The sequence below is a fragment of the Amycolatopsis sp. NPDC004079 genome (assembly GCF_040610415.1).
GTDB classification, from domain to species: Bacteria; Actinomycetota; Actinomycetes; order Mycobacteriales; family Pseudonocardiaceae; genus Amycolatopsis; species Amycolatopsis halotolerans.
On the sequence record NZ_JBEXMH010000034.1, the window covers coordinates 34,845 to 47,178 of the forward strand.

The 12,334-nt window shown below is 69.3% G+C and carries 8 protein-coding genes; 6 read left to right on the forward strand and 2 right to left on the reverse strand.

Features of this window, described 5'->3' with window-relative positions:
* Positions 1-19 precede the first annotated feature (19 nt).
* Positions 20-646 (reverse strand): ScbR family autoregulator-binding transcription factor, encoded by a 627-nt coding sequence (locus ABZX37_RS29645; protein WP_354745027.1) that lies wholly within the window; start codon positions 644-646, stop codon positions 20-22.
* Between the two features lie 181 nt (positions 647-827).
* On the opposite strand from ABZX37_RS29645, the gene ABZX37_RS29650 reads away from it, so the two are divergent.
* From ABZX37_RS29650 to ABZX37_RS29665, 4 genes are all read left to right on the forward strand, one after another.
* On the forward strand, positions 828-1,796 hold the full coding sequence (locus ABZX37_RS29650) for a ScbA/BarX family gamma-butyrolactone biosynthesis protein (RefSeq protein ID WP_354745029.1): 969 nt from the start codon (positions 828-830) through the stop codon (positions 1,794-1,796).
* Positions 1,793-2,758, forward strand: a complete 966-nt coding sequence (locus ABZX37_RS29655) for an NAD(P)-dependent oxidoreductase (RefSeq protein ID WP_354745031.1) — start codon at positions 1,793-1,795, stop codon at positions 2,756-2,758. Before ABZX37_RS29650 ends, ABZX37_RS29655 begins: the two co-directional genes overlap by 4 nt.
* A 154-nt stretch (positions 2,759-2,912) precedes the next feature.
* Positions 2,913-3,821, forward strand: a complete 909-nt coding sequence (locus tag ABZX37_RS29660) for a ribonuclease Z (protein ID WP_354745033.1) — start codon at positions 2,913-2,915, stop codon at positions 3,819-3,821.
* A gap of 217 nt (positions 3,822-4,038) precedes the next feature.
* On the forward strand, positions 4,039-4,878 hold the full coding sequence (locus ABZX37_RS29665) for a phosphotransferase (protein WP_354745035.1): 840 nt from the start codon (positions 4,039-4,041) through the stop codon (positions 4,876-4,878).
* A gap of 216 nt (positions 4,879-5,094) precedes the next feature.
* On the opposite strand, the gene ABZX37_RS29670 is transcribed toward ABZX37_RS29665, so the two are convergent.
* The gene (locus tag ABZX37_RS29670; RefSeq protein ID WP_354745037.1) at positions 5,095-5,634 is read right to left on the reverse strand and encodes a GNAT family N-acetyltransferase; all 540 of its coding nucleotides are present in this window, start codon (positions 5,632-5,634) and stop codon (positions 5,095-5,097) included.
* 305 nt (positions 5,635-5,939) lie between these two features.
* On the opposite strand from ABZX37_RS29670, the gene ABZX37_RS29675 reads away from it, so the two are divergent.
* Both ABZX37_RS29675 and ABZX37_RS29680 read left to right on the forward strand, forming a co-directional pair.
* Complete coding sequence (locus tag ABZX37_RS29675) at positions 5,940-6,911, forward strand: alpha/beta hydrolase (protein WP_354745039.1); 972 nt, start codon at positions 5,940-5,942, stop codon at positions 6,909-6,911.
* Between the two features lie 1,043 nt (positions 6,912-7,954).
* Entirely contained in the window at positions 7,955-11,305 is a 3,351-nt protein-coding gene (locus ABZX37_RS29680; RefSeq protein ID WP_354745041.1) for a TM0106 family RecB-like putative nuclease, read from the forward strand.
* Positions 11,306-12,334 lie beyond the last annotated feature (1,029 nt).

Sequence of the window (12,334 nt, forward strand, 5' to 3'; positions counted from 1 at the left end):
AGGTCCGCGACCCCGGATCTCACTCGGCGTCGGGGGGAAAGGTCCCGGCCGGATCGAACTTGTGCAGCCGCCGGGGCGGGACGACCGCGTTCAGGATCGTCTGCCACATGAACGTGGCCCGCTCGTGCAGGTCGGTCCGCCCGGTCAGCACCTGCGAGCTGAGCTGGGTGCCGGTGAACGACGAGACCACGTACTGCGCGAGATCGTGTGCGTTGATGTCTTTCCGCACGTCACCGGCCGCTTTCGCGGCGAGCAGGCAGCCGTGGATGGTGTCGATCCACTGCTTGTACGCGCCCGCGGCGGGCGTGACGAACGAACCCTGCTCGATGACCAGCCGGATGCTGGCGCGCACGCGGACGTTCTTGCGCAGGCTGTGCCCCATGTTCTGGGTCAGGTCGATGACCGTCTGCAGCCCGGGGCTCTCGATGTCGGCCAGCGGGTCCCACACGGTGAACTGCTCGTTGATCAGCGCGTCCGCGAGTTCTTCCTTGGACTTGAAGTGGAAGTACAGCGCGCCCTTGGTGACTCCCGCCTCGGCGAGGATGTCCGACAGGCTCGCGCCAAGGAAGCCGACCGCGTCGAACCTGGACGCGGCAGCGTCGAGGATGGCATTGCGGGTCTGCTCCGCGCGTTCCTGGCGAGCCACTGTGACTCCTCTCGGGGGGATCGCGGGCCCGATCCGGGCCACGCTGACACACCAGTCTACCGCCGCGCGGCCCGCGGAGCCAGAGAAAAAAACCGGTAGGTAGGTATGGTTTTGTCCGCTCGTTTCCGCTAAAAATGTTGTGGGGGTACTGGGGAAGTACTTTTTTTCTGGGAGGACCGACATGGTCGGTACGCTGTTAGAGGAGTCTGTCGGAAGAACCTTCATCATCAACGGCGAAAGTTCGCCGGGCGGAAGCCCGGTCGACTTCCAGCAGACGATCCCGCGCAATCTCGTGCACCGCGCGGCCGTCTCGGAAGTTTTCGTCACTGATCTGAACATCGTGGGCGAGGACCGATTCGAAGTCGGCGCGCAGTGGCCGCGCCGGCACGGGTTCTTCGGCCCGCGCACCCCGGGATCGCACGATCCCATGCTGTACCTGGAGACGTTCCGCCAGGCGATCATGCTGGTCGCGCACCGCGCGTACGGCGTTTCGCTCGGCACCGTGTTCGTCGGCGGCCGCAAGACCAGCGCTATCACCCCCGAAGGGCTGGTCACCGCGGGCAGGCCGATCGATGTGGTGCTGCGGGTGAGCGTCCAGGACGTGATCCGCCGGGGCAACAACGTCGGCGGCATGCGGTTCGAGTTCGGCTGCTTCCGCGACGGGGAGCTGATCGGCACCGCTTCGGAGACCATTCGCTGCGTGTCCCCGGCGGTCTACCGCCGGTTGCGCGGCGATCACTTCGCGGCGACGCCGTTCCAGGCCATCGCGCTGCCCACCGTGGAACCGGTGCTCGTCGGCCGGGAACGCGAGGAGGACGTGCTGGTCGCGGAGACCGCGACGCCCGGAACCTGGTCCCTGCAGTTCGATCCGGACCACCCGGTCCTGTTCGACCACTCGGTGGACCACGTCCCGGGCATGGTGCTGCTGGAAGGCGCGCGTCAGGCGGCGTTGCTGACGCTCGGCGACCCGTACGCACTGCCGTTGCGCACGGACTTCGATTTCTCCGTCTACGTCGAGTTCGACTCGGAATGCCTGCTGGTGGCGGAAGAAATCGGCGTCGACGCGGACGGGTCCCGCCTGGTGCGCGTGGTGGCGGAGCAGAAGGGCCGTCCCGTGGCGAGCGGCACCCTGGCGATGCGCAGGTCATGACTGCCGGCCTGGGGGCGGACAGTACGACCGGGGAAATCCTCGTCACCGGGGCGACCGGGTTCATCGGATCGGCGGTGCTGCGGGCGTTGCTCGCCCGCGGCGCCGCGGTCCGGGTGCTGGCGCGCGGTGCGGTGCCGGAGTGGATCACGCGATCCGGCGCGCGGATCCACGAAGGCGATCTCACCGACGCTGCCGGGCTGGCCGGGGCGTGCACGGGCGTTGCGACGCTCGTGCACGCCGCGTCCCGGATCGGCGGCACCGAAGAGGAATGCGCCGAGGTCAACGACCGCGGCACGGCCCGGCTCCTCGCGGAAGCGCGGCGGGCGGGCACGCGCCGGATCGTGTACCTGAGCACCTGCGCGGTCTACCGCGACGGCGAGCATCGAGGCGCGCCCGAGGACACGCTCGACCTCGGGCCCGCCTCGGCCACCAGCCGCACCAGGTTGGCCGGGGAACAGCAGGTCCGTGCGGCGGGCGGGATCGTTCTGCGGCCGCACCTGGTGTACGGCGACGGCGACCGGCACGTGGTCCCGGCGCTGGTGAAGTGGCTGCGTGCGGTGCCGGCGTGGGCCGACGGCGGCAGGTCCCGGACATCGGTGGTCTCGTCGTGGGATCTCGCTGCCGTGCTCAGCGCGTTCGCACTGGACCCGGCGCTGGGCCGCCCCGGCGAGGTGTTCCACGTGGCCGACCCGGAACCGGTGCGGATGCGCGAGCTGCTCGAAGCCGTCTGCACCCTGCTTGACCTGCCGATTCCCAGCCGCGACCGGCCGCTCGCCGAGCACCGGGCCCGCACGCCGTGGCTCAGCGAGCACCAGCGGTCGCTGCTCACCCGGGACCATTGGTATGCCAGCGAAAAGGTCTGGAAGGTCACCGGAGTTTCTCCCGGGCCGGGACTAGGCGTCCGAATGGCTCAGTCCCGGAACTGGTATCGGGAAACGCTGGCAATTCCCGAGGCCGGGTGAAGATCGAATTCGCGGAAAGTGATCGAACGAATTCAACCGGCAATTATTCGCGGCGCGCGGCCGTCCGGGGAATTTCATCCCGGACGGCCGCCGCTGTTTCCGCGGAGTTCATTTCGGTGGCGTCGGACCCGGGAGCGGCGCGAAGATGATCGTCATGTCCCGACGCGAGCTAGTCGTGCTGGGGTCGGCGAGCCAGACGCCGACCCGGCACCGCAACCACAACGGCTACCTGCTGCGCTTCGACACCGACGGGGTCCTCTTCGATCCGGGCGAAGGCACCCAGCGGCAGATGATGTACGCCGGCGCGACGGCGAGCGAACTCACGCACCTGTGCGTCACCCACTTCCACGGCGACCACAGCCTCGGCCTGGCCGGCATCATCCAGCGGCTGTCGCTGGACGGAGTCGCGCACCCCGTGCGCTGCCACTACCCAGCGTCCGGCCAGGAGTACTTCGACCGCCTGCGGCACTCGACGTCGTTCCACGAACGGGCCGAACTGGTCCCGCTGCCGATCACCAAGCCGGGCCCGCTGGGCGGTGCCCTGTCGGCGTACCCGCTGGAACACCGCATCGACTGCTTCGGCTACCGCTACACCGAACCAGACGGAACCCGAATGCTGCCGGACGCACTAGCCGCCGCGGGCGTCCAAGGCCCGGCAATACGAAAACTCCAGGCCGACGGCGTTTTCGAGACAGCAGACGGCGTGGTCCGCCTGGAAGACGTAAGCGTGCCGCGCCGGGGCCAGGTGGTCGCGTTCGTGATGGACACCCGCCTGTGCGCGGGCGCGTTCGCCTGCGCACAAGAGGCGGACCTGCTGATCGCCGAATCGACCTTCCGCGCCGACGACGCCGACCTGGCCTACCGCTACGGCCACCTGACCAGCACCGACGCCGGCCGGCTAGCCGCGGAATCGGGTGCCCGGGAGCTGCTGCTGACGCACTTCTCGCAGCGTTACCCGTACGACGAGGCGGACCGGTTCCGCGACGAGGCCGCGAAGGTGTTCGACGGAGAGATCCACGTGGCCCGGGACTTGGACGTGGTGCCGCTGCCTCCTCGACGGTGAAGCACCTGCGCGGCGGCGAGGCACCTGCGCGAGGCTGAGACACCTGCGCAAGACTGAGACACCTGCGCGAGGCTGAGGCATCTGCGCGAGGCTGAGGCACCTGCGCAAGGCTGAGACATCTGCGCGAGGCTGAGGCACGTGCGCGACTGTGAAGCACCTGCGCGGCGGTAAGGCATCTGCGCCGCTGAGCGGTGGCCGCATCCGGCAGACTCGCGGAATGCCGCACCCGGTCCCCGCCGACCTGCTGGAAATCGCCGAAACACTCGTCCCCGGCTTCGCCGCTGGCCCCGCCCGCCTCGCCGCTCAGGGAAACATGCACCACGTCGTGCTGCTACCCGGCGTCGCCGCCGTGCGAATCACCAAGCGCCCCGACGCCGCCGCCGAACTACCGCACCGAGCCGAGATCCTCCGCACCGTCGCCGCAGCCGGACTGCCCTTCGCCGTGCCAGAGCCGCTGACCCCAGTGACCAGGTTCGGAGACCGCGCCGCCGTCGCAGTCTCCTGGATCGACGGCGAGGGCCTGCCAGAAGGCGTCGGCGACCCGGCGGCGTTCGGCCCGCTCTTGACGGCACTGCGCGAGGTTGAGCTCTCACCGAAGCTCGAAGCCGTCCTCCACCGCCCGCGCACCTACGCCAACGGCCTGGGCTGGGCGGAGATCTTGGAGGACGTCATCCCGCGCCTGCCAGAAAAGTGGCAGCCTCGAGTCCAGCAGCGACTGGACACGCTCCTGGCCCTGGACGAGGCACCCGCCCGACTCGTGCACGGCGACCTCAGCGGCAGCAACGTCCACTTTGACGCCAATGGAAAGCTCACCGGCGTCCTCGACTGGGACCTGGCGATCCTGGCGGACCCAGCCGTAGACGCAGCACTAGCCGCGACCTGGCACGGCTGGGACGTCCTCCGCGGCGCCGTCGACGAGGAGACCTTCCGGCGCGCGCAGGCTTGGAACGACCTGATCGGCGTCGAGCATCTGCACGCTGTCTTCGCAGGCAAACCCCTATCGAACGTCGATGGCTTCGTCCGAGCCGTCGTCACCTGGCTAGAGACACGCGGCTAGCGACTCCTCGGCGCGAGACGGCGCGTCGGAGGAGGCCCGCCGGAACGGGTTCGCGCGCGGGGGACCGGCAGCCACGAGCCCGTGGCGTCCACCAACGAGGCTGGCTCTGCTTGCCTGTTCGGCCCACCGCCGCCACTTGCTCTCAGCCGAGGGGCGGTTAACCGCTCCGGCTGGCACTCAGCCTCCCGAAGGGCGGTTAACAGCTCCGACTGGCACTCAGCCTCCCGAGGTGCGCACGTGCCGGTGCCCGCTGACCGGAAAGTCCGGAGGCGCGGGCGGCAGCAGCCCGTCGAGGACGTAGCCGCACTTCTCCGCGACCCGACAGGACGCCGGGTTGTCCTCGGCATGCAGCAAGTCCAGTCGGCTCAACGAAACGAACCGCTGCGTGCCGAGCGCCCACCGCGACGCGACTTCCAACGCCCGAGCAGCGATTCCCCGACCCCGAGCCTGGGCGGCAATCCAGTACCCGACCTCAGCGGCCCCAGCGTCCCGAACCTTCACGACGATGTGCCCGAGCGGCATGTCGTCGTCAGCCGCCACCGCGAAACTGAACTGTGTCGCGGACTCCCTGCCGGATACCTGGGCGTCCAACCACCGCCGGGCATCGCCGTCCTCGGTGAGAGGGGTCATCAACCGGCGGCGCAACAGCGGATCGCGATGCGCGGCGACCAGCGCCTGCCGATCCTCCGACCGCCACGGCCGCAGCCGCAAGGCTGCCTCGGATTCGGTTCGGGGCAGGGAAAGGATGACCGTCACGACCGCCCATTCTGCACCCGTCGAGACTTGTCCCGCCCGGAGTTTGCCCAAAGTCCTTACCCGACACAGGCTTCGAGCGCGATCCCCGAGAAACTCAGCACGGGATGCCCAGGCAGTCAGGTAAACTCGCGACATGCTCATCGAGGTGGACAGAGGCTAGCCGCCGGGTTCTCGGCGGCGTACCGGCCGACGAGTGCCTTGGCAGCAACTCTTTCCACCACCACTCTCTCCTCGCGCGCTCCGACGCGTGCGCTCAGCCATGCGCCGATACGCGACGAGGGGACCGATGACGCTCAGGAGCACTCATGACGCAGGAAATGCCGCGTCCCCCTTTCGATCCAGAACTAGCAGCGATCCTGCCGACCCTCGACGGCGGCGTACCGGTCGGCATGACAGCAGACCAGCTGCCGCACTACCGAAGCCTCCCTTTCCCCACCATCGAAGAACAAATCGCCGACCGCCCGGTCCGCTGCACACACCACACGATCCCCGGTTACGGCGGCGTGGCGATCGAGGTCTCTGTCCTTGCGCACGCGGACCACGGCACCCCAGACGTCGGCATCTACCACCTGCACGGCGGCGGAATGGTCATGGGAGACCGCTTCGCCGCCGCAGACCCGCTGATCGACTGGGTGCTGAAGCACGACGCAGTCGCCGTCACCGTCGAATACCGGCTGGCCCCGGAACATCCCGACCCAGTACCCGTCGAGGACTGCTACGCGGGCTTGCGATGGATGGCCGCCAACGCCGACGCCCTGCGCTTCGCCCCCGACCGCCTGATCATGTTCGGCGGCAGCGGCGGAGGAGGTCTCGCCGCCGGAACCGCGCTACTGGCACGCGACCGCAACGGCCCGCCGCTGCTAGGCCTGCTGCTGCAATGCCCGATGATCGACGACCGCAACGAGACAGTGTCGTCCCGCCAGTACGACGGCACCGGCGTCTGGGACCGCACAAGCAACCTGACCGCATGGACAGCAGTCCTAGGCGACCGCCGCGGAACCGCCGACGTCTCGCCCTACGCAGCAGCCGCCCGAGCAACCGACCTGAGCGGCCTCCCGCCAACCTTCATCGACGTCGGCGCGGCGGAGGTCTTCCGAGACGAGGACGTAGCCTTCGCAACCTCCATCTGGGCCTCCGGAGGCGACGCAGAACTCCACGTCTGGGGCGGTGCGTTCCACGGCTTCCACGACCTAGCACCACAATCCGCCCTGGCCAAAGCGTGTGTCACGGCGCGCGAGTCCTGGCTCGAGCGATTGCTCAACCGCCCGACGCCGTAGCGGATGGCGCGCCGCCCTGCCGAGACTGTCGGGGTGGCGCGCACCTCGCGCGACGACATGGCCGACAACGCCGCTCGCCTCGCGCAACGACATGATCGACGACGCCGCTCGCCTCGCGCAGCGACATGATCGGCAACGCCGCTCGCTTCGCGCGACGACATGACCGGCAACGCCGCTCACCAGCGGGTTCCACGACCTCGCGCCAACGCCCGCTCTGGCAGAGACACGCGTCGGCGCCCGCGAGCCTGGCTCGGCGATTGCGCGGCCGTTCCACGCTGCCATCCGCATCGCCGCCGACGGCGCTCCTCCCCGCCGCAGTCACCGGGGGCGGCGCATTTCGCCGGGCAGCATGGTCGACTGCGCTACCCGCCAATGGGCTCAGGTCTCCACGACCTGGCACCCAGGTTCGCGGCACCCGAGGCAGGTTTCGTCCATGAGTCCAGACTCCGTCGGTCGCCAGGTCGCCAGGTCGCCAGGTCGCCAGGTCGCCAGGTCGCCAGGTCGCCAGGTCGCCAGGTCGCCAGGTCGCCAGGTCGCCAGGTCGCCCAGCCACCTCGGTGGCCAGGTCGCTCAGTGGCCAGGCAGTTCCGTGCCGTAGCGAATCGCGAGTCGCCTGCCGAGTTCGCCCGGACGGTGTGCACCCCGCCGAACGACACGACCAACCCCGCCAGCTCGCAGATCACCAAGAGCTACTCAGCGCAGACTCCAAACGAGAGCCACCTCCGATCAACCGCACCACGTCAACCAACCGCACCACGCCCGTCTAACAGCATCACCTCAGACCAACCGCGCCACCCGCGACCAACCCACACCACGTCAGGCCAACCGCGCCACCCGCGACCAACCACACCACCTCAGACCAACAGCGCCACCAAGCCCACTCTCATCCCCTCACAACCTCCGCTCCAGCACTCACCTCCACCTCCTCAGCTCCCGCTCCTGACCACCTCAAGATCATCCCACCCACCACCGACAATTCCGGGCGGCGTGTCGCCACCCCGCCTCGCAAGGGGTCACCATCGCGCGTGACAGACTGCCGGGCGATGTACACGCCGTCTGATCTCGCTGACCTGCTCGAATGCGAGCACCGGAGCATCCTCAAGCAGGCGCTGGCGGCGGGGATACCCGGCGCGCCGCGGCCCAGTTCCGCACCCGATCGGCTGGCGGTGAAGCACGGGCGCGCGCACGAGGCGGCCACGCTGAGCCGGTTGCGCGACGAGCGGACGCAGGTCGTCGAGATCGAGGAGCACGATCCGGTCGTCGCGGCGAAGGCCACCGAGGAAGCGTTGCGCGCGGGCGCGCCGGTGGTCTACCAGGCGGTGTTCCACGACGGCGAGTTCTCCGGACGCGCCGATTTCCTCCTGCGCGACGACCAAGGCCGCTACGAGGTCTACGACACGAAACTCGCCCGGCACGCCAAGCCGTCCGCGGTCGTGCAGCTCACTGCGTATGCCGACGCGCTGCGCCGCGGCGGCTGGCCCACTGGACCGGAGATGCACCTGCTGCTCGGCGACGGCAGCACGCGCAGCCTCCGCGTTGACGACTTCCTCCCGCTCGTGGACCGCCTCCGCGACCGGTTGCAGGACCGTCCGCCGCAGTTGCCGGACCGGGTCTGGGCCGACGAGCGTCCGGCGTGCACTGGATGTGCGTTCGCCGACCACTGTTCGTCCGCGCGCGAGGCCGACCGGGACCTGTCGCTGGTCGCCGGGATGCGCAGCGAGCAGCGGCGCAAGCTGGTGACCGCCGGGCTCGGCACCATCGACGCGCTCGCCGGCTCCGAACCCGCCGACCGTCCGCGCGACATGTCCGAGGGCACGTTCGCCTCGTTGCGCGCGCAGGCCGCGATCCAGGTCCGCCAGGACGAAACCGGTGAGTTGGCCTACGAAATCATCGCCCCGGACGCGCTCGCCGAACTGCCCGAAGCCAGCCCCGGCGACGTCTTCTTCGACATGGAAGGCGACCCGTACGCCGTGGCTGGCACCGGCCTGGAGTACCTCTTCGGCGCGGTCACCCCGGACGAGCGCTTCACCCCGTTCTGGGCGCACTCGCGCGCGCAGGAGAAACGGGCGTTCGAGGAGTTCATCGACTTCGCGACCGCACGGCTCGCGGAACACCCCGACGCGCACGTCTACCACTACGCGCCGTACGAGGTCACGGCGATCAAGCGGCTCGCCGCCGTCCACGGCACGCGGGAGGAAGCCGTGGACGAGCTGCTGCGCAGCGGCGCGATGATCGACCTGTATGCCGTGGTACGCAAGGCTTTGCGGGTAGGACAGCGGTCGTATTCGATCAAGTATTTAGAACCACTGTACATGCCGGAAGCCCGCGACGGCGAGGTAAAAACAGCAGCGTCGAGCATCGAGGCATACGAGGACTACCTGACGCTCTCCTCCGCCGGGAACACCGAACAGGCCGACGAAATCCTGCGCGGCATCGCGGACTACAACGAGTACGACTGCGTCTCCACCCTGCGCCTGCACGAATTCCTCCACCGCGTGCGCGCCGAGGCCGGAATCGACCTGGCCGAACCGGACCCCGAGTCCGAAGTGGACGCTCTCCTCCGCCGCACCGAAGAAGAGGAAGCCGCCCAGCGCCGGGCCGAACGCGCCGCCGCGATGGCGGCTTTGGTCGACCCGCTCCTGGACGGCCTCCCTGAAGACCCCGCGGATTTCACCCCCGACGACCACGCCCGCGCGCTGCTGGCGGCGTCCGTCGGCTACCACCGGCGCGAGACGAACCCGGCGTGGTGGGAGTTCTTCCGGCAGCTGGCCGCCCCGCTCGGCGACCTCGAAGTGGACACGACCTGCGCGGTCCCGGTGTCGGTGACCGCGGGCGAGTGGGTGCCGCCGTCCGGCCGGCTGCGCACCGCGAAACGCACGCTGGCCGTGCGGTGCGACCCGGACCGTCCGCATCCGTTCGCACCCGGCGACGACGTGCGATTGCGTTACGGCGCCGATGCTCGCGACGCGAAAGTCGTGTCCGCGACGGCCGTCGAAGTGACCCTGGAAGAGAGCAGCGCCCCGGATCGGACGTCCAACGACCTTCCCGCCGCGGTCCTGCCGGGCAGCCCCGTCCGCCCGTCGCCGAAGGACGAGGCGGTAGCCGATCTCGCCCGGCTGGTGGGGGAAACGCTGCCCGCGCTGCCGTCACACCCCGGCGTCGACCTGCTCCGCCGCGTCCCCCGGTTGCGCGGCGGTTTGCCCGAACCGGGGGAAGATCTGGTCGCCACGGTGATCACCGCGGTCGATCAGCTCGACGGTTCCGTACTCGCCGTCCAAGGTCCGCCCGGAGCCGGAAAGACTTACCTGGCCGGGAAACTCATCGCGCACCTGGTGCGTTCGGGCCGGACGGTCGGCGTCACGTCGAACAGTCACAAAGCGGTCGAGAACGTGCTCTCGGCGGCCATGGAGAACGCGCCGGAGATGGCCTGCGCCAAGCGCGTGAAGCGGACGCCAGACCCGGAATTGCCTTGGGAACAACCGAAAAACAACAACGCGCTGGTGCGGTGGCGTGAAGAACACGACACCGGTCACCTGGTCGGCGGCACAGCTTGGACGTTCGCCAACGCCGCCGTGCGCGAAGAACCCTTCGACGTCCTGGTGATCGACGAAGCCGGCCAATTCGCCCTCGCGGACGCGCTGGCGGTGTCGATGTGCGCGAAAAACGTTGTGCTGCTGGGGGATCCGCAGCAGCTGCCGCAGGTGGTGCAGGGCACGCACCCGGCAGGCGCGGAGGCGTCCGCGCTCGGCCACTTGATCGGCGACGCGGACATCATTCCGCCGGAACTGGGATATTTCCTCGACCTGACGCGCCGCATGCACCCCGCCGTGTGTGCGCCGGTTTCGAACCTGTCGTACGCCGGTTTGCTGCACTCGCATCCCACTGCGGAACGTTCGGTCGACGGCTTCCCGTCGGGTCTCTATCTGGCGACGGTCGAGCACAGCGGGAATACCACGCGTTCGGTGGAGGAAGCCGAGGAAGTGGTCTCGGTGATCAAGTCGCTGCACGGCCGTTCGTGGGAGGGCCGACCGCTCACGGACGCTGATTTCCTAGTCGTAGCCCCGTATAACCTGCAGGCGCGAGTAGTGACGCGCGCCCTGTCCGACGCTGGTTTCGGCGACGTCCGGGTCGGCACCGTCGACCGGTTCCAGGGGCAAGAAGCACCCGTTGTGGTGACGACAATGACGTCCTCTTCGGCGGTAGACTTGCCGCGAGGCCTTGATTTCTTGTTGTCCCGCAACCGGTTGAATGTCGCTCTCTCACGCGCGCAGTCCGTCGCGGTCCTGGTGTGCTCCCCGAAGCTGCTCGAGGCGGACATCAGAACGGTGGACCAGATGCGGCTGGTCTCCGGGATGCTCGGGTTGCTGCGGGATGCCCGCGAGTGGATCGACTGACCCGCGCCGAGTGACCCGTGCTCACTGACCTGCGCCGACTGAGCTGCGCCGAGTGGCCTGCACCGACTGAGCGGTGCCGATTGACCCGCACTGATTGACCCGCACTGATTGACCCGCGCCGACTGAGCTGCATCGACGGACCCGGCGTCGAAGGGGCTGGCCTTGGGGGTGCCCGCCCCGGCCGGTTCGGTCGGGATCCGGCGGCCGGGCGGGCACATGTCCCCGCTCGCGCGACCGTGGGGGAGGGGTGGCGCGGCGAGCGAGGTGGTCTGAGCGCCCCGCGCGTCCGGCTTGCGGGAGCCGGAGCGGGGGCGCGGGATCCCCGTCCGCGCGGGGCACTGGGGGAGATGCCGCAACGGACGGGGTGGCTGGGAGAAACCGGTGTGTTCGGTGCGGACAGTCCCACCTGGACCGTCCCGCGCACCGACGGCTGACCGGCGGACTCGGCTCGGTTGTCAGTGTTGCCGCTCTTCGGTACAACTCGTTGCGGGCCAAGAACATTCCCGCGGCCGGGGGTGTGCTCCCGCTCTCCTCCGGACCGGCTGGGGGTTACCAGGCCGGCGGGAGCAGGAGCACCGGATCCCGTTCCGCGCCTGGGGGGAGCAGTCGCGCGGAGCGGGTAGTTCTGCGCCGGTACGGGGGCCGCCTCGCGGCGAGTGGCACGACCAGGCTCCGGCCGGACCGGTATTCCTGGAAGGCAGAAGGTGAGGCCCGGGGGCACCTCCGTACCGACACCCTGTACAACGCGCCAGCCGCGCGAATGTTCCGGCCCCATAAGGTGATCTGGATCGCCACCAATCGAGTGACCGCTTGGTCGGCTCGGGTAGCCGAAGACGGCTGACCCTCGATCAGGTTGCGCCGCTTGGCGAATCGTTGTGCATTCGCCGCCGAGTCAGCTTGCCGAAGCTGTTCCTCGACTGGATCATCCGCTGCCCGCTGCCCGCTGCCCGCTGCCCGCTGCCCGCTGCCCGCTGCCCGCTGCCCGCTGCCCGCTGCCCGCTGCCCGCTGCCCGCTGCCCGCTGCCCGCT

Coding starts and splice junctions, on each gene's coding strand:
- ABZX37_RS29650 (WP_354745029.1), top strand. CDS start 828: ATGGTCGGTACGCTGTTAGAGGAGTCTGTCGGAAGAACCTTCATCATC.
- ABZX37_RS29655 (WP_354745031.1), top strand. CDS start 1,793: ATGACTGCCGGCCTGGGGGCGGACAGTACGACCGGGGAAATCCTCGTC.
- ABZX37_RS29660 (WP_354745033.1), top strand. CDS start 2,913: ATGTCCCGACGCGAGCTAGTCGTGCTGGGGTCGGCGAGCCAGACGCCG.
- ABZX37_RS29665 (WP_354745035.1), top strand. CDS start 4,039: ATGCCGCACCCGGTCCCCGCCGACCTGCTGGAAATCGCCGAAACACTC.
- ABZX37_RS29675 (WP_354745039.1), top strand. CDS start 5,940: ATGACGCAGGAAATGCCGCGTCCCCCTTTCGATCCAGAACTAGCAGCG.
- ABZX37_RS29680 (WP_354745041.1), top strand. CDS start 7,955: ATGTACACGCCGTCTGATCTCGCTGACCTGCTCGAATGCGAGCACCGG.